A 24,266-nucleotide genomic window follows, 5' to 3' on the forward strand; every position below is an offset into this window, starting at 1 on the left:
GAAATTTTTCTCCCCCCCTGCCCCGACGTCGAGGACTAGGAGCGATCGCGGCGACCGGTGAGCGTGTCGTCATAGAGGGAGGTGGCGATGGCGTCGGCCCACTGACGCACCTCACCCCAGTCGCGGTAGTCACCCTCGGTCGCTCCCCCGAGTCTGGCGATGGAGCGTTCACGCAGACTGAGCTTGGAGGGATCGAAGCGGCCCGCGAAGGTCACGTGATCCTCCGGGTCAATGGCCAGGAGCACCGGGCCGATACGCATGGGATCGGAGACCTTGCCCTTCGGCAGACCGGAGAGCCCCACGGAGAAGGCCCACACAGGCTTGTCTCTGAGGACATCACGGAAGCGCTCGGTGAAGTCGACGGCCTCCGGCGTCCACTTGGTCATGTAGACCGCACTCCCCAGGACGAAGGCGTCATACCCCTCGACACTGTCGACATCCTCGGGACGTTTGGTCTCCACATCGATCTGGGCGGCCTGGAGCCGCTCGGCAATCACCGCAGCCACCTCATCGGTGGACCCGTGCTTGGAGGAAGAGGTCAGCAGGATCTTCATGCCACCTAGTATTACCGAGAGCACACCTGCTGTCTGGGATCCCCTGCTCGCCGAAGACATCGAAGAGGCACTAACGGCCATGATGTGCGTCACATCATGGCCGTCAGTTCTTGTGAGGACGGACGTGGTTCAGCTGCGCAGCTCGGCTCCCAGAAGCTTGGCGGCCCGCTTGACCACGCGCTTGCGCACGCCGGCGGTCTCCTCGGCGGTCAGCGTGCGGTCAGGGGCTCGCAGCACCAGGGAGAACGCCAGAGACTTCTTGCCCTCGCCGAGCTGGGGGCCGCGGAAGACGTCGAAGAGACGCACCTCCTCGGCCAGGTCCCCTGCGGCCTGTCTGACCAGGGCCTCGACCTCGGCGGCAGTGGTGGTCTCGTCGACGACGAGGGCTATGTCCTCCTTGGCGGCCGGGAAGGTGGAGACGGCCTTGACCTGGAGTGCCCCGGCGCCGCGGGAGGCCTCCAGCAACGGGTTGAGGTCGATCTCGACGGCGCAGGCCCGCTCCGGAAGTCCGAGGGCGCGGACCACCCGCGGGTGGAGCTCGCCGGCGTGGGCGACGATCCTGCCGGGCTCGACCTCCTTGCCCCGACGTCGACCGGGTAGGCGGATCTCCGCGGTGCGACCGGGGTGCCAGGGGGCGTAGGGGCGCTCAGGGGCGGAGACCTCGATGTCCACCCCGAGCGTGCTGGCCACAGTGCGGACCACCTCGACGGCGTCGGCCCAGTCCCAAGGGCGGCCGACCCCCAGGACTCCGCTGCGCTCGTGCTCACCGGTCATGACGGCACCGACATGAGTGGGCTGAGCGGGGACGCCCGCCTCAAGGGCCGCCTCCTCTGAGTCGGTGGGACGCCCGGCGGTTCCGGGGATCGGGGCGGGAATGGTGCCGGCCGGGTGGGTGACTGAGCCGATCTCGAAGACGGCGACGTCAGTCAGGCCTCGGGAGACGTTGCGCCGGGAGACATCGACCAGGGAGTCGAGCACGCTGGTGCGCAGGTAGGGGGCGTCCTCGGCCAGGGGGTTGGCCAGACGGACCGTCTGGCGGCGAACGTCGTCCGCTGGGATCTCGAGCAGGTCGTGGATGTCCCCGATGAAGGGGTAGGACAGGACCTGGGTGAGTCCGGCCTCGGCCAGGGCGCGCACGACGTCACGGCGGGCCCTCTGGTCGGCGCTCAGTCCCGTGCCGGCGGGGGCCGCGGGCACGATGACCGGGATGGCGTCGTAGCCGTCGAGGCGGGCGATCTCCTCAACCAGGTGGGCGGGCCCCACGAGGTCCGGGCGCCAGGTCGGCGGGGTGACGGTCAGCAGAACGGTTCCGTCGTCGGCGGAGCCGCTGCGCTCCACGGTGCATCCGATGGTGGTGAGCAGCTCGGTGACGCGCTCGGTTCCGTAGGCGACGCCGGTCAGTCGTTCGGCGGCGTCGGCGCGCATGGTGATGGGCTCGGGGGCCCGGGTGCGGTTGATGTCGGTGGCCACGGGCTCGGCGGTGCCGCCGCCGTACTCGACGAGCAGGTCGACGGCTCGCTGCGCGGCGATGGGCGTGAGCTCGGTGTCCACGCCGCGCTCGTTGCGCTTGGAGGACTCGGTGGGCAGTTTGTGGCGTCGAGAGGAGCGGGCCACGGAGACCGGGTCGAAGTGGGCGGCCTCGATGAGGACGTCGCGGGTGCTGGCGTCGACCTCGCTGAGAGCGCCGCCGAAGACACCGGCCAGAACCAGGGCCCGGGAGCCCTCGCCCTCCGGGGAGTCGGCGATGACCAGGTCCTCGGGGTCGAGGGTGCGGGTGACGTCATCGAGGAAGGTGAGGCGCTCACCATCCTTCGCCCGGCGCACGACGATGGGGGCAGTGAGCTTACCGGCGTCGAAGGCGTGCAGTGGCTGACCCAAGTCGAGCATGACGTAGTTGGTGACGTCGACGGCCAGGGAGATGGGCCGCATGCCTGCGGCGGTGAGGCGGTCCTGCATCCAGGCAGGCGACGGTGCGTTCGGGTCGATGCCGCGCACGAGACGGGCGACGTAGCGGTCGCAGCCGGGGCGTCCGTGGATGGGGCGGGGGTCCTCGGGGATGACGACGTCGAAGCCGCCTTCGTCGGCAGGGGCCACGCCGTTGGGGTAGAGCCCCGTGTCGGTGGCGTCGGCGGGGTCGGTGAAGCGGGCGCCGGTGGAGTGGGAGTACTCGCGGGCCACGCCGCGCATGGAGAAGCAGTAGCCGCGGTCCGGGGTCACGTTGATCTCGAGGACCTCCTCCCTCAGGCCGAGGATGCCGATGGCGTCGGTCCCGGGGGCGGGCGGTTCCTCACCCTCGTGGCCGTGCTCGGCCAGCCACTGCTGGAGCACGATGATGCCGGAGTGGTCCTCCCCGATGCCGAGCTCACGGGCGGAGCAGATCATGCCGTCGGAGACGTGGCCGTAGGTCTTGCGCGCGGCAATGCGGAAGTCACCGGGGAGGACGGCGCCGGGCAGGCAGACCACGACGTAGTCACCGACGTCGAAGTTGTGGGCGCCGCAGACGATGCCGCGGCTGGGCAGCTCGGAGGGCTCCTTGCCGGTGCCGGGGGCATCGTTGTGCTCGGGTCCGACGTCGACGCGGCAGTAGTTGATGACCTTGCCGTTGGACTGCTCCTTGGCCTCGCGGGTGAGGACCTTGCCGACGACGAGGGGGCCGGTGACGGCCGGGGGAACGATGCGCTCCTCCTCCAGGCCCACCCGGACGAGGTCGGCGGCGAGCTGCTCGGCACTCAGGTCGGCGGGAACATCGACGTGCTCGCGCAGCCATTCAATGGGGACGTAGGGCATGTCAGTTTCCCTTTCCGGTGGTGCCGAACTGCTGGGAGAAGCGGATGTCGCCCTCGACGATGTCGTGCATGTCGGCGATGCCGTGGCGCAGCATGAGGGTGCGTTCCAGGCCCATGCCGAAGGCGAAGCCGGTGTAGACCTCGGGGTCGATGCCGCAGGCCGTGAGCACGTTGGGGTTGACCATGCCGCAGCCTCCCCACTCGATCCAGCCGGCGCCGCCCTTCTTCTGAGGGAACCACAGGTCCATCTCGGCGCTGGGTTCAGTGAAGGGGAAGAAGGAGGGACGCAGGCGGGTGCGCGCCTCGGGACCGAACATGGCCTTGGCGAAGTGGTCGAGGACGCCCTTGAGGTGCGCCATCGTCAGGCCCTTGTCCACGGCCAGGCCCTCGACCTGGTGGAAGACGGGGGTGTGGGTCTGATCGAGCTCGTCGGAGCGGAAGACCTTGCCGGGGCAGGCCACGTAGATCGGGGGCTGCTGATCGAGCATGACCCGGGCCTGGACCGGGGATGTGTGGGTACGCAGCACGAGGTTGGCCGCCTGCCCCTCGTCCGCCCCGACGCTGGAGCCGTCGATGTAGAAGGTGTCCTGCATCTGGCGGGCGGGGTGATCGGCGTCGAAGTTGAGGGCGTCGAAGTCGAACCACTCGTGCTCCACCTCCGGCCCCTCGGCGATGGACCAGCCCATGGCGACGAACAGGTCAGTGACCTCGTCGACGAGGATGTCAAGGGGGTGCCGGGCGCCCCTCTGCGTCCGCGAGGTGGGGATGGTGACGTCGACCGCCTCGGTGCGCAGCATCTCCTCCTCGGCGGCGGCCTCGAGGGTCTCCTGTCTGGCGGCCAGGGCCTTGGCGATACGCCCGCGAGCGCCGCCCAGGAGCTTGCCGGCCGTGGGCTTATCCGCCTTGTCCAGGGTGCCGATGAGCCGGTTGGCCAGGGTCAGTGGTGAGGCGTCGCCGGTATGGGCCAGGCGGGCCTCCTTGAGCTCGGCGAGGGTGCCGGCTGCGGCGAAGGCGGCCAGGGCCTCCTCGACGGCGGCGTTGATGCCGGCCTCGTCCAGGGGCGAGAGCGCGCCGGGAGCGTCAGTCATATGCGGTGCCTTCCACCAGGTGTCTCCGGGGTTGTCCGCCCTTAAGGGTAGTCCGCGCCGTCGCGAGGGCGTGAATCGTCTCGTCACCGGGGTGGCGCGGTAGCCGCTCCCCGCACCTTGTCATGTGGTCACGCGCTCCAGTCGGGCTGCTGCCACCTGGGACTTGACGGTGACGTTACGTCACCTGCTGTCATGGATTCATGCGCATCAAGGAGCTTGCCCGGATCGCCGGCACCACGCCGAGGGCGGTGCGTCACTACCACCACCTGGGTCTGTTGGAGATTCCGCCCACGGTACGGGGGAAGCGCGAGTACGGCGTCGAGCACGTGGCCCGTCTGCTGCGTATCCGGTGGCTGGCCGACGGCGGGCTGTCGCTGACTCAGGTGGCTGAGATGCTCGCCTCGGACACGATCGGCACCGATCAGGACTCCCGCCGTGAGGCGGTGCTGCGTGACCTGCGGGCCACTCGGGGCACGATCGAGGCACAGCAACGCAGCCTGGCCGAGCAGACCTCCCGTGTCGATGAGCTCATCGCCCGGGTGGAGCGCGGTGAGGGCCTGTCCCCCGCCCCCAGCGCCCTGACGCGTTTCTACGACGACATGGAGGCCAGGATCGCCCACCTGGGCGGCAGCATGCGAGGGCTGCGGGCCGAACGCCAGATGATGGTGGTACTCGCCTCGCTGGGCATGGTGCCCGACAGTGCGATCCCCTTCATCGAGGGACTGGATGAGGCCGATCGGGAGTTGGCCGCCCAGCAGATCGCGGACTTCACCCGGCTGTCCACATTGCCGGAGAAGGAGGGCCGGGCCGAGGCCCACCGGATTGCGCAGAACAGCTGGGGGCTGGCGTGCCGCCACAAGGAGCACGCCCTGGCCGTCCTGGACGACCTGCCCTCGGGCGCTCTGGGCCGTGCCATGTGGCGACTCACCCATGTGCTGACTACTTCCAGCTATCCGCATCCGGCTCAGCAGGCCTTCGTGGCTGAGCTCATGGAGCTCTTGCTCGCCGATCCGGACTTCGCCGCAACTATCCGCCGCTCGGCGGGAGAGGAGCCAGTGCTGTGAAAACCGAGGCAAAGAAGGCAGTAGTCGCATCAGCAGCGATGTCCCACACGGGCTCAGCCGAGCACGCCACGGATTCCCCTCCCGCCGCGGTCCGTGACCTGGGACGCGGGACTGAGTCGCCGGTGCACGTGCGCGGTGTGGTCAAGCGCTTCGGGCGCTTCAGGGCTCTGGACCACCTCGACCTGGAGGTGGAGGCGGGCAGCGTCCACGGCTTCCTCGGCCCCAACGGTGCGGGTAAGTCCACAACGATCCGTGTCCTGCTGGGGCTCTACCGGCCAGATGAGGGAAGTGTGAGCGTGCTGGGCCGCGAGCCGTGGAGGGATGCCGCGCTCATCAACCGGGAGGTCTCCTATGTTCCCGGTGATGTGGCGCTGTGGCCGGCCCTGACCGGCGGACAGGTGCTCGATGCCCTGTCCGGACTGCGAGGATCGCGCGACACCGATCGGGAGGCCGAGCTCATCGAACGGTTCGATCTCGATCCGACCAAGCGGGTACGGACCTACTCCAAGGGGAACCGGCAGAAGGTGGCGCTCGTGGCCGCCCTGGCCGCTCCGACACGGCTGCTCGTACTCGACGAGCCCACCAGTGGCCTGGATCCACTCATGGAGCGGGCCTTCACCGAGGAGGTCGCCAGGGCCGCCGGTGAGGGCCGCACGGTTCTGCTTTCCAGCCACATCCTGGCCGAGGTCCAACGCCTGTGCAGTGCGGTGACGATCATCAAGAACGGCCGCGTCGTCGAGCACGGTGACCTGGGGACTCTGCGGCGTCTGTCACGCACCCGTATCGAGCTGGGCGTTCCGACCGACGAGCTCGCCACCGTCTCGCAGGCGCTGAAGGCCGTCGGGCTCGACGTCGTCGAGGACAGTGGCCGTCTCAGCCTCGAGGTGTCGGCGGAGCAGGTGCCGGCGGTGCTGAGCCTCGCGGGCGAGCACCGGATCCAGGACGTCACGTGTGAGCCGGCCAGTCTGGAGGATCTCTTCCTGCGCCACTACGAGGAGGCCTGATGAACGTCGCATCGAGCACAGCAGCGAACGCGATGGTGCCGGCCGTCAGCTCCGGCGCGAACGGTGCCCTGGCCGGCTGGGACACCTACCTGCGGATTCTGCTGAGACGATTCCGGGTTCAGATCGTGGCTTGGCTGATGCCCCTGTGGCTGTTAGTCGGTGTCACCGCGCCGAGCTACGAGAGCGTCTACCCCTCGTTGGAGACCCGGACGGTGCTCATCGAGCAGATGCGCAAGTCTCCCGGGACGCGCCTGCTCTACGGATACGTCCCGACTCCTGGCAGGCTCGGGCAGCTCCTGCAGTGGGAGACTGGAACCTTCCTGCTCGTGTGCACCTCACTTATGGCGATTCTGCTGACGTGCCGGGTGCTGCGGGCGGATGAGGACGAGGGTCTCGTCGAGATCCTGCGCGCCACGGGTGTGGGCAGGTCGGTTCCCTTTCTCGTGCCGGTGGCTCTGATGTGGGCAGTGGTCGGCACCCTGTCTGCGGGGGTCGGTGGCATTCTGACCTGGCAGACCAGGATGATCGAGGAGCTGACGGTCACTGGGGCCTGGGCGCTGGCCGGGACGATCTGCGTAACCGGCTGGGTGTTCTCGGCCGTCGCGGCGGTGGCCTCCCAGCTGGGACGTCAGGTGGGCCAGGCCAGGGGCCTGTCCATGGTGATGCTCGCACTCGCCTTCGTGATGCGGGTGAGCGCCGACCAGATCTCAGACGGCACTGGCTCGGACTGGCTCAGGTGGTTGACTCCCCTGGGTTGGCGTGACCTCGTACGCCCGTACACCGATGACCGTTTCGCGGTGCTCGCGGTGTGCAACGCCGTTGCCATCGCTCTGACACTCGGCGCCGCGGTGCTCGCCGCGCGCCGTGAGTACCTGGACGGCTACCTCCCCGACCGCAGCTCGTCTCGGCGGCGGTGGCGAGTGCGGGGACATATGGATCTGCTCGGGCGCCTGTCGTGGCGCGGTCTCGTCGGTTGGGCACTGGCCTCGACGGGTCTTGCGCTCCTGTACGGATCCGTCTCTGGCAGCATCAAGGACCTGCTGGCCCCCGGTTCGCCGACGGCGTCCTATGTCGGCAAGATGGCCGTGGGGTCCCCGGTGGAGCAGTTCATGTCCCTCATGACAGTGGTGACGGTACTGCTTGTGGCTGTGGCGGCGGTGCAGCGGGTGAACCGGTTGGCGGGTCTGGAGCGCGCGGGCCTGGTGGAGGTCGAGCTGGCCGCCGGAGTCAGTCGAGGACGCGTGTTCCTATCCCAGGTTCTGTGCGCACTGATCGAGTCGATGGTCCTGCTGCTCGTCTCGGCAGCGGTCCTTGCGGCGACGACGGCGACTCAGCTCACGGACGACCACGCCGTGGCGCGGTCCTTCGTGTTCACGGTGAGCCAGCTGCCCGGTATGGTGGCGGCCATCGGGATCGCGGCCGCCCTGGTGGGTCTGGCGCCAAGACTGACCGGCCTGTCCTGGGCGGTCGTCACCTGGAGCGCTTTCGCCCAGTTCTTCGGTGGACTCGTCGAGCTCAAGGGCTGGGCCAAGGACCTCAGCGTGCTCGGGCATCATCTCGACGTCGTCGGCTCCCCCGACTGGAAGCCTCTGACCGTCCAAGCCGTGGTTGGCCTCATCGGCATCATGATCGGCCTGGCCGCCTACACTCGCCGCGACCTGCCCGCCTGACGACGAGACTGTTCTCTCTCACCTCGTCATCTTGTGTTGCTCTCAGAACAGATATACCGCGCCGATCAGGTGGACGAGGGCAACGGCAAGAGGGAACACCGCCATCCCCGGCAGGCGGTACATCACTCCGATCGCAGTGTCTCCAAGCTGAGCGGCCGCCGACGCAGCCAAGACGAGCAACGTCAGCGGTCGGGCAGGATCCAGCCAGACAGCAACGGCGACAAGTAGTCCGAGTGGGATGCTTCGAGCCGCGTACATCGCCGGATAGAAACGGCTCTCTCGCCCGTCAGGGCCAGGCGGCGCAAGTGCCTGCGGACGGAGCACCGTAACGACGCCGAACCCCGCAGAGACGATTCCCAGCGACGAGTTCAGCAACGCGAGCCACCACGGCATGAGGACCACTCTCCCTATCGTTCACATCTGAATCATTTTGTACTGTAACATTATTCTCATGATCGGAGAAGATGGCCACGCAATCCTGTCCTCGGCATGCTTCCAGCTCGGTGTCGCAGGCAGCCAGATCACCCAGTCCTTCTCAAGACGCATCGAACACATCGGCCTGTCCCACAAACAAGTGGGACTGCTCGCCGTCGTCGACGCCGGAGTGGCGACCTCACAACGCGAGATCGCCACACGACTTCATGTCGCCCCAAGCCTGGTGGTGACACTGGTCGACCAGCTCACCAGCACCGGTGCCGTGCGCAGGACGCGCAGTCGGAGCGACCGTCGAGTGCAGATCATCGAGATCACCGACGAAGGGCGCAAGCTGCTGAAGACTGCCACCGATGTCGCCAGCAGACTTGACGCCGATCTGCGCACGTCCCTCTCCCCCAACGATCAACAGGCCTTGGACAGGCTTCTGCCTTCACTTCTTCACTCCGCTGTGACAACAGGCCAAGACGAGGCGTAGCCCAGGTCAGCTCACTGGCTTCCGACACACGGACAACGTACTTTCCGGCAGCGGATATGCTCCCAATGTCGCGGCGAGCACCCTCCACACCCAGTCGACTCGGACTCGAACACTGGCCAAGGACCTCAGCGTGCTCGGGCATCATCTCGACGTCGTCGGCTCCCCCGACTGGAAGCCTCTGACCGTCCAAGCCGTGGTTGGCCTCATCGGCATCATGATCGGCCTGGCCGCCTACACCCGCCGCGGCCTGCCCGCCCGAACACCATCACTACAGCTCATCTCCGCCCCACCATCCAGCGACACCTTGTAGACGGCACCATAAAGACTGGACGTTTCCCACCCCGCTTTACTGTCAAGATTGCTCGTGTTAGCGTCCCATTACCCCGACGCAGACAGCAATACCATCACACGAGGAGAATCACTGATGGCAAAGCTCATTTCCCGGCGTCATACCCTTGGTCTGCCACTTGCTCTCGCAGCGACCGCGTACATCGGTCATAGCACAGGAGCAGCAGCGGCCACCTCAACAACTACCAATGAGGCGGCCATTCCTGCGACGAGATTCTACCCGGGCCGAAACGGAAGAAGAGGACTGGTCGTCTACCTTGACGGTGACGGCCAGGAGCTGCATGACAGTGACGGCGACGACACGTCCCCGATTCCCGGCGGCCTTGCCGGAGCAGACGGAATCGTTGGTGCCGCAACGAGCCGAGGCTATAACGTCTTGTCCGTTCGTACCCCCAGCAAGGATAGAAAATGGTGGAGCGGAGACAACGTCAACTATCTGACAGACACAATCCAGAGGGAAAGCACCAAGCACGCGAGCACCCTGGACCAATTGTGGCTTATCGGCTACTCCGGAGGCTCCGAGTTCATTACCCAGAGCTTCTTCCCCCAATATGCCGAAAGCATGAAGGCCGGAGGATTCCTTGTCTTCGGTGGAGGTAACGCTCCAGAAGACCAGACTGGAGTCTCATTCTCCACCCAGGCTCGAAGCACGTTCTCACTGAACTGGGTGACCGGAAAATGGGATTCGTCCAAAGATTATGACGCCCTCGGGAACGCGAAGAAGGGACTGGCGTTCTACAGTTCAGCCCCGGATGTCTCCTTCAGGCACACGTGGAGCGACTGGCCCAACAACAATCATGAGAACATCACGAAACACTTCGGCCGCTACGTCGGAGTCGTACTAGACCAGCACCAGTAGACCGGTCTCCTACAGCTGACTCCGCCCGCTGAGGGTGGGGCGATGTTGTTGCCCCACCCTCAGCGGGTACGCGACTCGATGTACCTGGCCAGTGCCCCCAGGGACCAGTTCACGATGATGTAGAGCACGGCGATGATGACATAGGTCTGGAAGAAGACCGACAAACGGGCGTCGATCTTCGCCTGACCGATCATGGTGGAACCGCGATACATGAGCTCGGGGTAGGCGAGCACGTACGCCAGCGTTGTCCCCTTGATGATGGTCACCAGCTGCGTCACCAGAGTCGGGAGCATAAGACGCAGGGCCTGCGGCGCCAGAATGAGGCGCATCGTGAGAGATTGACTCATCCCCAGTGCCACGGCGGCCTCTGTCTGTCCCCGATCCAGCGCCCGGACACCGGAGCGGAAGACCTCCGCCGTCGTCGCCGAGGTGCACATGACGATCGGCAGAGCCAGCTTCCAGAAGTCCGAGACCGTCGCGAAGCGGGGAACCACCAGGAGGAAGAAGTAGACGAGCAGCAGCATCGGCACCGCCCTCATGGCATCGATCCACAGGCCGACCAGCCACCTCACGGGACGGTTGTCCAGCAGGCGGAGCCATCCCAGGGCGATTCCCAGAGGGAAGGTGAGGACAGCGGAGACGGCCCCCAGGCTCAACGTGGTACCGGCCGCCTCCAGGAGCTGACTGACGACCGAGCGTCCCAGGAAGTAGCGCCACTCGGGGTAGTCGAGCTGCCCCGCGAGGTCCAGTCGGTAGAGAACCGCACCCACCAGCGCCGCGATTCCAATGACGGCGAAGACCGATCCGATGGCGATCAGGATGCGCCCCCGCGGCCCCGGCTCATCGAAGAGCAGCGCCGCATCCGTTGCCCCGGAGCCCTGGCCCCGCTGTCGGCGTGGACGGGCATCTGTCATCGGCATGATGTCTGAGCTCATGCTTGTCCCCTCCCCATGAACTCCAGGCGTCTTTCGAGAAGCCCGCCGAGCCTCGTCGCGGCAAAGGCGATGGCCAGGTAGGTGAGACCGGAGGTGAGGAACGTGATGACTCCCGCGGCCCGATCCTGGTTGATTCTCTGCGTGACGGCCGTCAGCTCGACGACGCCGATGGCCGCGGCGAGCGAGGAGCCGATGAGGCAGGCGATGAAGATGTTGACCAGCGGCTGGATCGTGCGCACCAGCGCCTGGGGCAGGACGATGCCGCGAATGATGAGGCTGAAGGGCATTCCCAGAGCGCGAGCGGCCTCGATCTGGCCCTTCGGCACCGAGTTGATTCCGCTGCGGACCGTCTCGCACACGAATCCGGATGAGGAGAAGATCAGCGCGACGATCACCGCCCAGAAAAGGGGGATGGTGATACCGACATGGGGTAGCGCCAGCCCGATGAGCACCATGAGGCACAAGTTGGGAATGTTGCAGGCGACTGTCACCCACGCCGCGCCCAGCGCGCGCAGCGGAGGGATGGGACCGACCCGGAAGATGGCCATGAGCGATCCCAGGAACAGCCCACCCAGGTAGGACAGGACGGAGATCACTAGGGTAACCAGCAGCCCCCAGCCGATATCGGCGAGATTATCGGTAATGGCACTCACAGTCGCCTCCTTGCAAGATGCGGGTCGTCACCATGACGGGAATGCTGCCGGCTGCCGCGCCACCGAGACCCTGTAGCGGATCCGCTCGGACCGAGGACACGGCAAGCCTGACAGGCGCTGACGTCGTTCAGGAGCTCTGCGGGGTCGCGTCCCCGGTGGCCGAGGAGCCGGGGACCGAGCCGATGGCCGGCGGCTGTGGGGCGGTGCCACCGAGGGACTTTCCGATCGTCGCGTCCCAGATCCTCTTCCAGGTGCCGTCGGCCTCAATCGTCTTCAGGAAGGTGTTGACGAAGGCCTGCGCACCGGAGTCCTTGGGGAGTCCGATACCGTAGGGGTCCTCGGCGAAGGTCTCACCGACGATCTTGACCTTGTCATTGGACAGGACCTCGCTCTTGAGCAGAGACTGGTCCACGACGTAGGCCTTGACCTGACCGCTCTCAACGGCGGCGACGCACTTGGCCTGGGTGTCGAAGGGCTTGGCGTTGGCCTTGGGGGCGTGCTTCTTCAGCGCAGCGGCCGACGAGGAGTTGGACTGGACCGCGACATCCCCGGTGAGGGTGTCGACGCCGGTGATGTCCTGGTTGTCGGCCTTGACCAGGATGGCCTGGCTGGAGGCGTAGTACGGGCCGGCGAAGTCGATCTTCTTGGCCCGCTCCGGGGTGATCGTGTAGGTGGCGATGACGGCCTTGACCGTGCCGTTCGTCAGGACGGTCTCGCGCGTGTCGGAGGTGACCTGCTGGACCTCGAGGAGGGAGCGGGCGTCGTCGCCGCCGATGATGTAGCGGGCCAGCGCCTGGGCGATGGCCGCATCGAAACCGGAGATCTTCTTCGTCTTGGAGTCCTCCCAGGAGAAGACCTCCGAGGTCTTGGTCCCGCCGGTGACGAGCTTGCCCGCCTGCTTCACGGCGGCGGCCCAGGAGGAGGCGGCCACGACGTCGGCGGCGGCCACCGGACCGGAGTTAATGGCCTTGTCGTAGTCGGCGTCGGAGGCCGACGACGAGGCGACGGCCTTACCGTCGGCGCCCGTGTCGGCGCAGGCGGCCAGCACGCCGGCCAGGGAGACGGCACCGGTCGTGGCCAGGAGTCCGCGGCGGGAGAGGGTGGTCATGGTGTTCCTTTCGTTCGGACGGGGAGGGGCCGTCCCAGGCGCTGGGCCTGCGGTGGTCGCCGCACTCGGGAGACGGTGCGGTTCGGGGCTCAGTGGCTGAGCACCTTGGAGAGGAAGTCGCGGGCGCGCTCGGTGCGCGGGGAGGAGAAGAACTCAGCGGGTCGGCCGGACTCAACGATCTGGCCGCCGTCCATGAAGACGACCCGGTCGGCGACCGAGCGGGCGAAGCCCATCTCGTGGGTGACGACGAGCATGGTCATGCCCGAGGCCGCCAGGTCCTTGATGACGTCGAGGACCTCGTTGATCATCTCCGGGTCCAAGGCGCTGGTGGGCTCATCGAAGAGCATGAGCTTGGGGTCCATGGCCAGCGCACGGGCGATGGCGACGCGCTGCTGCTGCCCTCCGGACAGCTGGGAGGGACGTTTTCCGGCCTGGTCCTCCAGACCGACTCTGGCCAGCAGCTCACGGGCCCGTTCCTCAGCCCGGTTCCGGGGGACGCCACGCACCTTCATGGGTGCCAAGGTGATGTTGTCCAGCACCGTGCGGTGCGGGAAGAGGTTGAAGGACTGGAAGACCATTCCCACCTCGGCGCGCAGCTGGGCCAGAGCCCGGCCCTCCTGAGGCAGGGGGGTTCCGTCGATCTCGATCCGCCCCTCCTGGATCGGCTCCAGGCGATTGACGGTGCGGCACAGGGTGGACTTACCCGATCCGGAGGCGCCGATGACGGCCACGACCTCGCCACGGTGGATGTCGAGTGAGACGTCGTCGAGAGCCTTGAAACGGCCGTAGTACTTGGTGACGTGGCTGATCCGCACCAGGACGTCATCGTTCCGGTCTGCGGCTGCCTGATCAGGAGAGGGTGCGGATGCGGTCACGAGTACCTCGTCTCAACATGGGTATGGGAGCGTCATCTGTCTCATCGACAGCAACAGCAACACATCCACATGCGCACTGCATTCCTCCTTGACTCGTGTCGGCCTGCACATTCGAGGAGGTTTCGACCTCTCGTCAGGAAGAGTAGCACCGTCGGCAACCAGGACGTCAACCGCCCCCGAGTGCCCCAGCCCTTGGGATGATGCTCACACGCCATACAGAGTGCCTAACCGCACGAGCCGACCATGCGGTCGTAGTCTCATCTGCATGAGTCCCGCGAATGCCACCGATCCGCGCCGCCGCCTCCAGCCCGAGCAGCGCCGGGAGGAGCTGGTGAGAGTAGGCGTTGAGCTGTTCGCGGAAGGAACGCTCGACCGCACTCACGTCAACGAGATCATCAAGCGGGCCGGCGTTTCACGCACACTCTTCTATCACTACTTCCCCTCCAAGATCGCCTTCGCCCGAGCCATTGTGGAGTACGAGATCCTTCACCTTCATGGTCTGGTCGAGCAGCAGACGGCGCTGACCCTGGAAGGGGCGATCTCCACCTTCGCGGGCTATGTGAAGGCCAGGCCCGACAGCCTTCGAGCGCTTCACACCGGAGGTCTTGACCAGGACCCTGAGATCGCGGCAGCGCTGGCCACCAGCTTCGAGCGCTACGAACGCCTCGTACTCATGCTCCTGGGCATCGCAGAGCCCGACGAGCACGCCATGTTCGCCGCCGAGGTGTGGATCAGCACCATGATCACCCTGTGCCTGGCCTGGCTGGATCACCCCGAGATCAGCCAGGAGACCATCACGAACATGTCCGCCCAGACGCTACGGGGTCTGGTGTCCCAGGCTCGGCAAGGCGCCGAGCACACCGCCGAACAGGCCTCAGCGCCGACCACTGCCCATGACCTGGTGGGTGACCACTGAGGTCGGCCTCCGAGCCACGCCGAGAATCAGGCCTCAGCCGAGTCCGCATCACACACTTTTTTCCAGCATTCCAAACCTGTCGTAAAAATAGGCGTTCACGTCGGCACGGACGTGCTACTCTCTCCCCCAGTTGTACAAGACGTGCAATAGAACGACGATGAGGGTTCCCCGTACTGCGGCGCCCCTCGCTCTCAGAAGGAGAGCCGATCATGCCTCAAGGCACCACTGGAGATGTGGTGGCTGTAAGCCGCAGGACATCGCGTGTCCTCTTCGCTCCGGAGACATTCAACTTCGCCGAGGTGACCCGCGCGATCGAGGTGGCCCGCCGGATGCCGTCGCACGTTGAGTGCGTCTTTGCCGGCTTCTCGCGACGCAACTCCGAGTACATCAGGGCCGCGGGCTTCGAGTTCCGCCTGCTGACCCCCTACCTCGGCGAGGAGGAGGGACGGCTGGCGCTGGCCTTCGACCAGGGCCGCAGCCTGCGTCACCCGTTCACGGCGCAGATGCTCGCCCAGCGGGTGAGCAGCGAGCGCGTACTGTTGCGCGGCCTGCGTCCGGACGCCGTTGTCATCGGAGTAACTCCCAGCCAGTTTATTTCTGCGCGGGCGGAGTGCGTGCCACTGGTTTTCGTACGGCCCTTCGCCTATTCCCTGGCGCACCTGGAGGCGGCGCGCGCCACAGGGTCCACCGGCTTCCTGCCCCGCACCTCCCCCGAGGAGTGCCTGCTCGATAACGTGGCCGCCCACGCGCTCCATGCATTCGGGACTCGAGTTCCCCTGTCCCGTTCCTTCCATCAGGTGGCCAAGGCCAATGGCGTCTCGCTGCCCCGGGGAGTGCTCGCAGGGCTCACTGCCGACCTCAATCTCATCGCCAGCGCTCCGCACCTGCTGCCTCGGTGGCTGAGGATGCCCGAGGGACACCGAGTGGTGGGACCGGTCTACGCCCGTCTGCCCGGGGAGACTCCCGAGCTCCTGGCCAACTTGGCTGCCGGCCCCCAGCCCCTGGTGTACTTCGCCATGGGCTCATCGGGGAACCGTGACCTCGTCCTTGACGTGCTCGCAGGCCTGGGCCGGGCGGATTGCCAGGTACTGGCACCGGTGCGCACCCACCTTCACGAGGAGGACCTGGAGACTCTTCCGCCCAACGTGCACGTCACTGACTGGATCCCGGCGCACCAGCTGGGCGACGCCGTCGACCTGGCCATCACCCACGGCGGGGAGGGAACGGTGCAGACCAGCTGCGTCCAGGGGTGGCCCTTCATCGGGATCCCGTTGCAGTTCGAGCAGCGATTCAACATTCAGCGCTGTGTGGCCTTCGGCTCGGCCAGACTCGTTTCGCAGAAGGAGGCTCGCAGGGCCGACTGGGCGGCGCTGGTGCGGCAGGCCCTGGCCAACGACGGCATGCGTTCCCGCGCTCGACGGATGGCGAGGCTCATGGAGGGGCTGGACGGACCGGGCCGTGCAGCCGAGGCGATCTGCGAGCTGCTGTGAGTCTGCGGCGGTTTGCCTCCGAGACTTCCGCCGGACTGTGTCCTAGGCCTGCGCCCGGGCGCTGGCGTAGAGGCAGACGGCCGCGGCTGCGGCGACGTTGAGGGACTCCGCCTTGCCGTAGACGGGGATGGAGACGACGGCGTCGGCTCGGCTCAGCGCCTCTGAGGGCAGTCCGTGGGCCTCATTGCCGAGCAGCCAGGCACTGGGCGCCTCTAGGAGAGACTCGGCCTCGAAGAGGTCGAAGTCGCCGCGTCCGTCGGCCGCGAGGACGGTGAGTCCGGCGTTGTGGAGCGCGGTGACGGCGTCGTCGAGGGCCACACCGGTGACCACGGGCAGGTGGAAGAGGCTTCCGGCGGTGGAGCGCACGACCTTCGGCGCGGTGGGGTCCACGCTGCCGCGTACGAGGACGACGGCGTCGGCTCCGGCGGCGTCGGCGGCCCGGATGATGGTTCCAGCGTTTCCCGGGTCCTGGGCCTGGGTGAGGACGGCGACGAGCCTGGCCCCCTCCAGGACGGTGGTCAGCGCCTCGGAGCCGGTGGCCTCCTCGGTGGCTACGACGGCCAGGAGGCCCTGAGCGTCAGCGCTCATGGCGTCCATGACCTGCTCCGTGGTGACGTGCACGTAGAGCTCGGCCGCCACGGCCTCATCCCAGATCTCGCTGTGGCGCTCGACGGCCGCCTCGGTGAAGTAGACGTCGAGCAGGCGGCCTGGGGCGTGCCGGACGGCCTCGCGCACGCCCTGGGGGCCTTCAACCAGGAAGCGACGGTGCTTAGCCCTCGCGTTGCGGCGTGACAGGCCCGCTACCCGGGAGATGCGGGCCGAGGCCGGATTGCTCAGTACCTCTCGGCCGGCGGCCGGCCCCTCGGTAACGGTGCGCCGCCGCGGCCCTCGAGCCTGAGGACGGTCAGCAGAGTCATCGAAGAACTCATCAGGGACGGCAGAGGCGGTAGGGCTCATGCCGTCAGCCTACGCGAGCGGCCGACCAGAACACCGAATCCCCGCCACAAACCGACTCAGGGTCTGTGACGAGGACTCGGCGATCATGTGTCAGCGGGGCTGGCCCCCGGCTGCACTGGTGATTCAGGCCTTGGGGGCGTTGACGTCCTCGGGGAGGGCCTTGCGGGCCACCTCCACAAGGGCCTTGAAGCCCTCGGGCTCGTTGACGGCCAGCTCGGCGAGCATGCGGCGGTCGATCTCCACACCGGCCAGGCCAAGACCCTGGATGAAGCGGTTGTAGGTCAGGCCCTCGGCGCGGGCGGCAGCGTTGATGCGCTGGATCCACAGACGACGGAAGTCACCCTTGCGGGCGCGACGGTCGCGGAACGCGTAGACGCCGGAGTGGGTGACCTGCTCCTTGGCCTTGCGGTAGAGGCGCGAGCGCTGGCCGCGGTAGCCCGAGGCCTTCTCGAGAACGGAACGACGCTTCTTCTGGGCGTTAACAGCCCGCTTCACACGTGCCATGGTGAGACTCCTTGGTGGGTTGGGCGGTCAGCGACCGAGCAGCTTCTTGACCTGGCGGACGTCGGCCGGGGCGACCGGCTGGTCCTGGGACAGCTTGCGCTTGCGGCGGGAGGACTTGACCTCCAGCAGGTGGCGCTTGTTGGCCTGCTCGCGCATGAGCTTGCCGCTGCCGGTGACCCGGAAGCGCTTCTTGGCACCGGAGTGCGTCTTGTTCTTCGGCATGGGTAATTTCCTCTTCTCGGTCCCTGGGAGACCAGTGGTCGCCGGGACTGCGGACCCCGCTCACGGTGGCGAGGGGGTGGGTCGGTGGTGTCAGGTGAGTGTCGAGAGCGCCGTCGGGCGCTCTCAGGCGTTCTCGCCGGCAGGCTCCCCGTCCAAGGCCTTGGCGCCCTTGGGCGCCCGGCCCGCGTGCTTCTCGGCACGGCGAGCGGCACGGGCCTCCTCGCGACGGCGGCGCTGGTCGGACTTGACCTCGGCCTTCTTACGGACCGGGGCCAGGACCATGACCATGTTGCGGCCGTCCTGACGGGGGTGGGACTCGATGGTGCCCAGCTCGGCCATCTCCTCGGCCAGGCCCTGCAGGAGCCTGATCCCGAGCTCGGGCCGGGACTGCTCACGGCCGCGGAAGCGGACGATGCACTTGACCTTGTCCCCGCCCTTGAGGAATCGCTCGACGTGGCCGCGCTTGGTGGCGTAGTCGTGCTCATCGATCTTGGGGCGGAACTGGATCTCCTTGAGCTGGGTGTTTGCCTGGTTGCGTCGCGCGTCGCGCGCCTTCATGGCCGACTCGTACTTGAACTTGCCGTAGTCCATGAGCTTGCACACCGGAGGTCGGGCGTCGGGTGCCACCTCGACCAGGTCGAGATCGGCCTCCTCAGCCAGACGCAGGGCGTCCTCCACGCGGACAACGCCGACCTGCTCTCCGCTGGGGCCGACGAGACGCACTTCGGGAACGCGGATCCGTTCGTTGATACGGGGCTCGCTGATGTCGGTTCCTCACTCTGAGTCACGGATGCTTGCGGGACGAGGAAAGGCCCCCGTCCCTGCCGCGCAGGTCGGAGGCCTCGTGATGAGCGCGGTCACCGCACGGCCGTGGCCGAGCAGGGACCGCGAAGGGCTTGTCACCCTTGCATGAACCCGATTCCCGAAAGGAACCCAGGTGGGATCACTCCGCTTGCGCACCGGGGCGAACCCCGGGTGGTCAATGAGGAATGCTACCAGGACACAGGCCTGCTCTCCCACTGCGTTCTCGCCCCACTTGGCGTGAGTCCTCCCACGTATGAGGCGGATATGAGGCGAGTCAGAGCGTCAAGAGACCCAGCGGTTCGTGCGGACTCCCCACACGACGGCGATGATGCCGGCGGCGGCCTGGATCCCGAGCAGCGTCGTCGTCGGCGCCGCGATTCCACTGGCGGCAAGCGCCGCAGCCAGTGCTCCTACGACGGCGGCATCGGGCCCTTGAGTCAACATCTGCACCACTCCCGGCGGCAGGGATCCCACGGGCGAGGTGACGAGTCCGGCGGCGAAGTCGGGCATCTCCCGATACCCGGAACGCAGCGCCGCCCCGCCCCAGGCCCAGCCGCTCACAAGAGCCAGGGCGACCACGATTCCCAGCCCCTTCCAGTCGGCCGCGGCCCCGTGGGTCGCCATGACTGGGGCCAGGCTCAGGAGGGACCACGTGCTCATGAGAACGGCCGGCACGAGCAGGTGCCCCGCGCGCACCACCCAGGGCGCCACCGGCCAGGAGGTGTCAGGACCGCCGTCGAACCAGGCCTGACGCGCCGGCTCGGCAACGGCCAGGGTCGCGACCCATCCTCCGATGAGATAGCCGACGGCGCGCAGGGGGGCACCGACCGCGCTGGACAGGAGCGGCAGCACCGCGATGGCCAGCCCGACCCCCATCTGAAGCAGGCGCCGGCGCTGGCGACGCAGCAGGATCCAGTCCGCTTGAGCCACCGTCATCAGCACCCCGAGGGGTCGGGGCAGCCGGCTCCCGATCCCGGCCGTCCACAACGGCGAAGGGGTCACGGGCCTGGCAGGATCCGGGGAGATCAGCCGCCCCAGGGCCCTGGTGTCCAACGACAGCAATGAGACGTGCGCACCGAAGGAACGCGCGACGACGGCGAGGAGCGCAGCATCATGCACCTGCCCCAGGCTGCGTCTGGCCCGCTGCCATTCTGTGACAGTGAGGACGACCAGCGCACCGGCCAGGAGGGCGATCACCGCGTTCCCCAGTACGGAGCGCGGGAAGGGAAGCCCCACACCGGCCAGGCAGGCTGCGACTCCCGCCAGGATGAGACGGCGCCGCAGCCGCTCGACACCGTGGCCAAGGATCTGGGCCTTGATGAGCTCGGTGAGCACCAGGCAGTTCCCGGTCGCGAGTAGGGCCGGCCACGCCACAGCGGCGACCCAGCCACCTCCGGCCGCCAGCGCTGGGAGCACGCCCACCGCGGCTCCCACGGTGGCCGCGATGAGGTACTCGACACGGGCCACCGGCACCAGGAGGCTGCCCCGATCCCCGGGCATGGGCAGCCACCAGGCAGCCTCATGAGGGCGCAGGAAGAGCGGGCCGAGTAGGCCGAGTGAACCGACACCGACCGCTGCGAGCAGCATGAGCGGCGCCAGGACCAGCCACCCGGGCTCGAGACCCGCTACTACAAAGCCGTGGAGCGCACCGGTCCCGGTCGCCGAGGCGGGCCTATCCACGATCAGTGCCCGCAGATAGGGGGCCAGGATCGTACCGACGATGATGATCGTCAGAAGCGCGGAGTAGATGTCTCCTACGAGCGCCCAGACACCGCGGCGATGCCGCCGGGTACGGAGCCTCACCCAGCTGCGCAGTGCGGCCCCGTCGGGAAGCACCGCATTCTCCGGAGCCGTGGAGAGGGGCTGCGTCTTCTGTTCGCCCAGCGGCGTCACCGCAGCCCCTCCTCAATGGCGCGCACGCCATCATCCACGCTGAGCATCCGGGTGTCGCGTCCGACGAGGAGCACGTCAGTGGCCGCCTCCTCAACGATCTCCGGATCATGGGAGACCATGAGCACTCCCCCGCCGGCCTCACGCTCCTCAACGAGTCGGTCCGCCAGGAGCAGGCGGGTCACCCGGTCCAAACGCTGCTCGGGCTCATCGAGGATCAGCAGCCTACGGGGTCGGGCCAGGACCGACGCCAGCGCCAGACGGCGCCGTTGCCCCGAGGAGAGCTCCTCGGGAAGGTGCCCCGCGAGCCGCCGCAGCTCCAGGTCCTCCAGCAGGTCACTGACCACGTCGTCGGCCTCGACGACGCCGTGCCCGAAGCAGACCAGCCGCAGGTGCTCGATGACGGTCAGTGTGGGGAAGAAGGACTCCTGCCCCAGATCCGTGGCGACAGCTGCGCGCTGGACACCTGAACGGGGGTCCGGGACGTGTCCGAGCACGCGAACCCGCCCTGCCAGCGGGCGCAGTAGCCCGCAGCAGGTGCGCAGGATCGTCGACTTGCCGGCCCCGTTGACTCCGACCAGTGCCAGCACCTGGCCGGGAAGCAGGTCGAAGGTCGCCGGGGCGCAGACCGGTTGGTCGCTGTATCCGACACTGAGGTCGCGGGCGCTCACCAGTGGCTCACGGCTTGGAGCCGGAGGCTGGGTGCCGCTGTTGAAATCATGCCGGATACCGGGCGGCAGCTCGGGGTCGGGTTGAGATGGGCCTGAGGTGGTCGACATCGCGATCATCGATACTATTCCAACACACGTTTTTTTCGGTGGCCTGGTCGAATCGGATGCCTTACGCTCCGCAATCATGGATTGGAACAGCGTGAGGACACCGGACCCGAATGGCGCATCAGACGGCGGTTCCGCCCTCTCCCGTGAGGCCGGAACCGACTGGAGCACCACGAGGGACCCGGGCCCCGGCCGGGTGATGGTCTCGTCCCGGGATCTCGCCCATGCCCGTGCGATCGCTGAGGCCTGTGCCCGGATCGCCCAGAATGACGGACGATCCCAGGACGCCCAGGTCCTGCATGAGGTCGTTGCCCGCTTCGACCAGGTGGCCGGGCCGCTGGAGGACCACTACAGACAGGTCGAGCAGTGGGAGGCCCTGATCCTGGGGCGCCCTTGAGATTGTGCTCCAGCTGCACGGATCAGGCGGGAAGCGGGCACAGCTCCACGGTGTCGACGAGGTCTCCCCAGGCCGGGTTGACCATGACGTGCTGGCAGCCCTCCAGGCTCCGGGCCACGCCGGCGCGACCGTCTGCGGCGTCGATGCGGATGAAGACCCGCAGCTCGGCACCCTCACCGGGCCCGAAGGCCACGCCGGTGACTCCGTCGACCTCCTGGAGCTGGGCGCGTACCTCGGCCTGAACCGGCTCGTTGCGCCATGATGGCACCCACGCCTCTCCCCCGGCCAGGGCCACGACGGCGGGGCGCGGCAGACGCAGGTCCCGGCTACCGGGGTCGAGCACCCATAACTGGTCGGTGGACAGACAGGCCACCTGCGCCGCTCGCCGGGGCTTCACCGGCACGGGGCGGACGTCACTGCGCCATGCGGTCATGGCCTCGGCGCTGGTGAACACCGGCAGGGCGATGTGCCCGTCGGGCAGGCTCACCGCCAGGGTAGCCGCGTCCTGGCAGGCGTCGGTGGTGTGCACCTCGTGAGCCGGAACCTGCGGTGCGCCATCGCCCGCCAGACCCTGCGCCAGGCTCACGGACTGCTCCCGGCTCCCCTTCAGGCGGCCGGGAAGGGCATGGGCGGCCACAGGGACGATGAGCCGGCCACCGACGAGTGCCGCCCACAACTCATCGAGGTACTGATGACGCGGCAGGTCCACGGCCTCCAGGGCGTCGCGCACCTCCGGCCTAATCGAGCCATCGTCGTCGGCGAAGGGGGCCGGTGCAGCCAGAAGCCGCTCCAGCTTGGCGCGTGCGGCCATGGCCGCCGCCACCTGGGTGGCCCGTTGGGTCCCGGCCGCTGAGTCGCCGACCAGCGCGGGTGCTGCTTCGGGATCTGTCTGCTGGTTCTGCGCTGAATGGCTCACGGCCCTCACGGTAGCGCCTTTCCGATCCACCTTGTCCCTGACGTCGGCGAACAGGGCGACGATGCGGGAGCCGGGGCGCTCGGAGTAGTCAGACGTGAGCCTTCGAGGGCTCTCGCCCCTCCTCGTCACCGGCCACGACCAGGGCATCCTGAAGAGTGAAGTTGCCGTTGTAGAGCGCCTTGCCGACGATCGCGCCCTCCAGTCCCAGCGGCACCAGACGACGCAGCGCGACCAGGTCATCGAGGTGGGCGATACCACCGGAGGCGACCACCGGCGCTGCGGTCCGCTGGCAGACATCGGTGAGCAGGGTGGTGTTGGGGCCGCTCAGCGTTCCGTCCCGAGTGACGTCAGTGACGACGTAGCGCGCGCACCCCGCAGCGTTGAGCCGCTCAAGGGTCTCCCACAGGTCTCCGCCCTCCTTGGTCCAGCCGCGGGCCGCCAGGGTGGAGCCGCGCACGTCGAGGCCAACGGCGATCCTCTCCCCATGCTCGGCGATCACCCGTTCGGTCCACTCGGGGTCCTCCAGAGCCGCTGTCCCCAGGTTGACCCGGGCGGCACCGGCGGCCAGGGCCCGGGCCAGTGAGGCGTCATCACGGATGCCTCCGGAGAGCTCCACCTTGATACCGACCTCGCCGACGATGCGAGAGAGCAGCTCATGGTTGGAGCCGCGACCGAAGGCGGCGTCGAGGTCCACCAAGTGGATCCATTCGGCTCCGGCGCGCACCCAGTCCCGGGCGGCGTCGACGGGGCTGCCGTAGTCCGTCTCTGAGCCGGCCTCTCCCTGAAGGAGCCGGACGGCCTTGCCATCGGCGACGTCGACGGCGGGAAGTAGAGTGAGCATGCTTTCTCCTGCAGTGGTCGTGGGATGACTCGGGTGAGGTTCAGAGGGTCGTCAACCAGTTGCGCAGCAGCCGAGCCCCTGCGTCACCGGACTTCTCGGGGTGGAACTGCGTAGCGCACAGGGCTCCGTTCTCGACGGCGGCGATGAAGTCGTTCCCGTGAGTCGCCCAGGTGACCTGGGGCAGACGGGTGGGACCGGGACCGAGCAGCTCGGCAGGGTCCGCAGTGGCCGCGTAGGAGTGGACGAAGTAGAAGTGCTCGTCGGCAACGCCGTCGAACAGAACGGAGTCCGAAGGAGGGCGGACCCGGCTCCACCCCATGTGAGGAACGACGTCGGCACTCAAGCGGGACACGGTGCCGGGCCACTGTCCCAGTCCGTCTTCAGCGGTCCCGTGCTCCTCGGAGCGCTCGAACATGACCTGCATGCCCACGCAGATTCCCAGGACCGGCCGTCCACCGGCCAGGCGCCGTTCGATGAGACGGGGGGCGCCAACCGCCCGCAGCTGTTCCATGACCGCGCCGAAGGCTCCCACCCCGGGGACCACGAGCCCATCGGCCTCAGCGACCTCGTGCGGGTCGCTGGTGAGGGTCACCTGCGCGCCGACGCGTTCCAGAGCACGCACCGCCGAACGGACGTTGCCGGATCCGTATGACAGGACGGTGACGCGTGGCGCTTGCATGTGACATATCCTATCGTCCC

Annotated in this window: 25 protein-coding genes and 1 pseudogene; 9 read left to right on the forward strand and 17 right to left on the reverse strand. The window is 67.6% G+C overall.

Annotated features, from left to right (window positions below; translation table 11 throughout):
* Positions 1-35 precede the first annotated feature (35 nt).
* From BKH28_RS11580 to pheS, 3 genes are all read right to left on the reverse strand, one after another.
* The gene (locus BKH28_RS11580; protein ID WP_075418944.1) at positions 36-554 is read right to left on the reverse strand and encodes a flavodoxin domain-containing protein; all 519 of its coding nucleotides are present in this window, start codon (positions 552-554) and stop codon (positions 36-38) included.
* Between the two features lie 129 nt (positions 555-683).
* A complete protein-coding gene (gene pheT / locus BKH28_RS11585) occupies positions 684-3,341 on the reverse strand; it encodes a phenylalanine--tRNA ligase subunit beta (protein ID WP_075418945.1) in 2,658 nt (885 codons plus the stop codon).
* A gap of 1 nt (position 3,342) precedes the next feature.
* Positions 3,343-4,428, reverse strand: a complete 1,086-nt coding sequence (gene pheS, locus BKH28_RS11590) for a phenylalanine--tRNA ligase subunit alpha (protein WP_075418946.1) — start codon at positions 4,426-4,428, stop codon at positions 3,343-3,345.
* A 200-nt stretch (positions 4,429-4,628) separates the two neighbouring features.
* Here pheS and BKH28_RS11595 point away from each other — a divergent pair, with 200 nt between their 5' ends.
* From BKH28_RS11595 to BKH28_RS11605, 3 genes are read left to right on the forward strand one after another with little or no spacing between them, the layout of a single operon-like run.
* Positions 4,629-5,492 carry a MerR family transcriptional regulator gene (locus tag BKH28_RS11595; RefSeq protein ID WP_075418947.1) on the forward strand — a complete coding sequence of 288 codons (864 nt, stop codon included), beginning with the start codon at positions 4,629-4,631 and terminating at the stop codon, positions 5,490-5,492.
* Positions 5,493-5,530: 38 nt separating this feature from the next.
* Positions 5,531-6,496: an ABC transporter ATP-binding protein gene (locus BKH28_RS11600; protein ID WP_081380136.1), complete on the forward strand. Its 966-nt coding sequence runs from the start codon at positions 5,531-5,533 to the stop codon at positions 6,494-6,496.
* A complete protein-coding gene (locus tag BKH28_RS11605) occupies positions 6,496-8,166 on the forward strand; it encodes an ABC transporter permease (protein WP_075418948.1) in 1,671 nt (556 codons plus the stop codon). Before BKH28_RS11600 ends, BKH28_RS11605 begins: the two co-directional genes overlap by 1 nt.
* 42 nt (positions 8,167-8,208) lie before the next feature.
* Here BKH28_RS11605 and BKH28_RS11610 read toward each other — a convergent pair whose 3' ends face one another.
* A complete protein-coding gene (locus BKH28_RS11610) occupies positions 8,209-8,568 on the reverse strand; it encodes a hypothetical protein (RefSeq protein ID WP_178388880.1) in 360 nt (119 codons plus the stop codon).
* 49 nt (positions 8,569-8,617) lie between these two features.
* On the opposite strand from BKH28_RS11610, the gene BKH28_RS11615 reads away from it, so the two are divergent.
* The 3 genes and pseudogenes from BKH28_RS11615 to BKH28_RS11625 all read left to right on the forward strand — a co-directional run bounded on the left by BKH28_RS11615 (position 8,618) and on the right by BKH28_RS11625 (position 10,283).
* Positions 8,618-9,076 carry a MarR family winged helix-turn-helix transcriptional regulator gene (locus BKH28_RS11615; protein WP_075418949.1) on the forward strand — a complete coding sequence of 153 codons (459 nt, stop codon included), beginning with the start codon at positions 8,618-8,620 and terminating at the stop codon, positions 9,074-9,076.
* 115 nt (positions 9,077-9,191) lie between these two features.
* Positions 9,192-9,386, forward strand: a pseudogene (locus tag BKH28_RS11620) (hypothetical protein); the annotation flags it as partial.
* Positions 9,387-9,500: 114 nt separating this feature from the next.
* A complete protein-coding gene (locus tag BKH28_RS11625; RefSeq protein ID WP_075418951.1) occupies positions 9,501-10,283 on the forward strand; it encodes a hypothetical protein in 783 nt (260 codons plus the stop codon).
* Positions 10,284-10,342: 59 nt separating this feature from the next.
* Here the strand turns inward: BKH28_RS11625 and BKH28_RS11630 are convergent, their stop codons facing one another.
* The 4 genes from BKH28_RS11630 to BKH28_RS11645 all read right to left on the reverse strand — a co-directional run bounded on the left by BKH28_RS11630 (position 10,343) and on the right by BKH28_RS11645 (position 13,854).
* A complete protein-coding gene (locus tag BKH28_RS11630; RefSeq protein ID WP_075418952.1) occupies positions 10,343-11,218 on the reverse strand; it encodes an amino acid ABC transporter permease in 876 nt (291 codons plus the stop codon).
* Positions 11,215-11,871: an amino acid ABC transporter permease gene (locus tag BKH28_RS11635; RefSeq protein ID WP_075418953.1), complete on the reverse strand. Its 657-nt coding sequence runs from the start codon at positions 11,869-11,871 to the stop codon at positions 11,215-11,217. The genes BKH28_RS11630 and BKH28_RS11635 overlap by 4 nt, the downstream gene beginning before the upstream one ends.
* 127 nt (positions 11,872-11,998) lie before the next feature.
* Positions 11,999-12,979: a glutamate ABC transporter substrate-binding protein gene (locus tag BKH28_RS11640; protein WP_075418954.1), complete on the reverse strand. Its 981-nt coding sequence runs from the start codon at positions 12,977-12,979 to the stop codon at positions 11,999-12,001.
* 89 nt (positions 12,980-13,068) lie between these two features.
* Positions 13,069-13,854 (reverse strand): amino acid ABC transporter ATP-binding protein, encoded by a 786-nt coding sequence (locus BKH28_RS11645; RefSeq protein ID WP_075418955.1) that lies wholly within the window; start codon positions 13,852-13,854, stop codon positions 13,069-13,071.
* A gap of 265 nt (positions 13,855-14,119) precedes the next feature.
* Between BKH28_RS11645 and BKH28_RS11650 the strand changes: the two genes are divergently transcribed.
* The gene (locus tag BKH28_RS11650) at positions 14,120-14,770 is read left to right on the forward strand and encodes a TetR/AcrR family transcriptional regulator (protein ID WP_143224140.1); all 651 of its coding nucleotides are present in this window, start codon (positions 14,120-14,122) and stop codon (positions 14,768-14,770) included.
* Positions 14,771-14,979: 209 nt separating this feature from the next.
* Positions 14,980-16,260, forward strand: coding sequence for a glycosyltransferase (locus tag BKH28_RS11655; protein ID WP_075418956.1), 1,281 nt, complete (start codon positions 14,980-14,982; stop codon positions 16,258-16,260).
* Positions 16,261-16,302: 42 nt separating this feature from the next.
* Here BKH28_RS11655 and BKH28_RS11660 read toward each other — a convergent pair whose 3' ends face one another.
* The 6 genes from BKH28_RS11660 to BKH28_RS11685 form a co-directional block, all read right to left on the reverse strand.
* Positions 16,303-17,217: a TrmH family RNA methyltransferase gene (locus BKH28_RS11660; protein WP_075418957.1), complete on the reverse strand. Its 915-nt coding sequence runs from the start codon at positions 17,215-17,217 to the stop codon at positions 16,303-16,305.
* A 123-nt stretch (positions 17,218-17,340) separates the two neighbouring features.
* Entirely contained in the window at positions 17,341-17,721 is a 381-nt protein-coding gene (rplT, locus tag BKH28_RS11665; RefSeq protein ID WP_003780489.1) for a 50S ribosomal protein L20, read from the reverse strand.
* Positions 17,722-17,748: 27 nt separating this feature from the next.
* Entirely contained in the window at positions 17,749-17,943 is a 195-nt protein-coding gene (gene rpmI, locus BKH28_RS11670; RefSeq protein ID WP_003780493.1) for a 50S ribosomal protein L35, read from the reverse strand.
* A gap of 123 nt (positions 17,944-18,066) precedes the next feature.
* Positions 18,067-18,666 carry a translation initiation factor IF-3 gene (gene infC, locus BKH28_RS11675; RefSeq protein ID WP_428978915.1) on the reverse strand — a complete coding sequence of 200 codons (600 nt, stop codon included), beginning with the start codon at positions 18,664-18,666 and terminating at the stop codon, positions 18,067-18,069.
* A 363-nt stretch (positions 18,667-19,029) separates the two neighbouring features.
* Complete coding sequence (locus BKH28_RS11680) at positions 19,030-20,640, reverse strand: DUF6297 family protein (protein ID WP_075418959.1); 1,611 nt, start codon at positions 20,638-20,640, stop codon at positions 19,030-19,032.
* Entirely contained in the window at positions 20,637-21,425 is a 789-nt protein-coding gene (locus tag BKH28_RS11685; RefSeq protein ID WP_256695907.1) for an ABC transporter ATP-binding protein, read from the reverse strand. The genes BKH28_RS11680 and BKH28_RS11685 overlap by 4 nt, the downstream gene beginning before the upstream one ends.
* A 67-nt stretch (positions 21,426-21,492) precedes the next feature.
* Here BKH28_RS11685 and BKH28_RS11690 point away from each other — a divergent pair, with 67 nt between their 5' ends.
* On the forward strand, positions 21,493-21,810 hold the full coding sequence (locus BKH28_RS11690) for a hypothetical protein (protein WP_075418981.1): 318 nt from the start codon (positions 21,493-21,495) through the stop codon (positions 21,808-21,810).
* Positions 21,811-21,832: 22 nt separating this feature from the next.
* On the opposite strand, the gene BKH28_RS11695 is transcribed toward BKH28_RS11690, so the two are convergent.
* From BKH28_RS11695 to hisH, 3 genes are all read right to left on the reverse strand, one after another.
* Positions 21,833-22,735, reverse strand: coding sequence for an SseB family protein (locus BKH28_RS11695; RefSeq protein WP_256695910.1), 903 nt, complete (start codon positions 22,733-22,735; stop codon positions 21,833-21,835).
* Between the two features lie 79 nt (positions 22,736-22,814).
* Complete coding sequence (gene priA / locus BKH28_RS11700) at positions 22,815-23,567, reverse strand: bifunctional 1-(5-phosphoribosyl)-5-((5-phosphoribosylamino)methylideneamino)imidazole-4-carboxamide isomerase/phosphoribosylanthranilate isomerase PriA (RefSeq protein ID WP_075418961.1); 753 nt, start codon at positions 23,565-23,567, stop codon at positions 22,815-22,817.
* Positions 23,568-23,607: 40 nt separating this feature from the next.
* The gene (gene hisH, locus BKH28_RS11705; RefSeq protein WP_075418962.1) at positions 23,608-24,246 is read right to left on the reverse strand and encodes an imidazole glycerol phosphate synthase subunit HisH; all 639 of its coding nucleotides are present in this window, start codon (positions 24,244-24,246) and stop codon (positions 23,608-23,610) included.
* Positions 24,247-24,266: the final 20 nt, after the last annotated feature.

This window comes from Actinomyces oris, from assembly GCF_001937665.1.
GTDB classification, from domain to species: Bacteria; Actinomycetota; Actinomycetes; order Actinomycetales; family Actinomycetaceae; genus Actinomyces; species Actinomyces stomatis.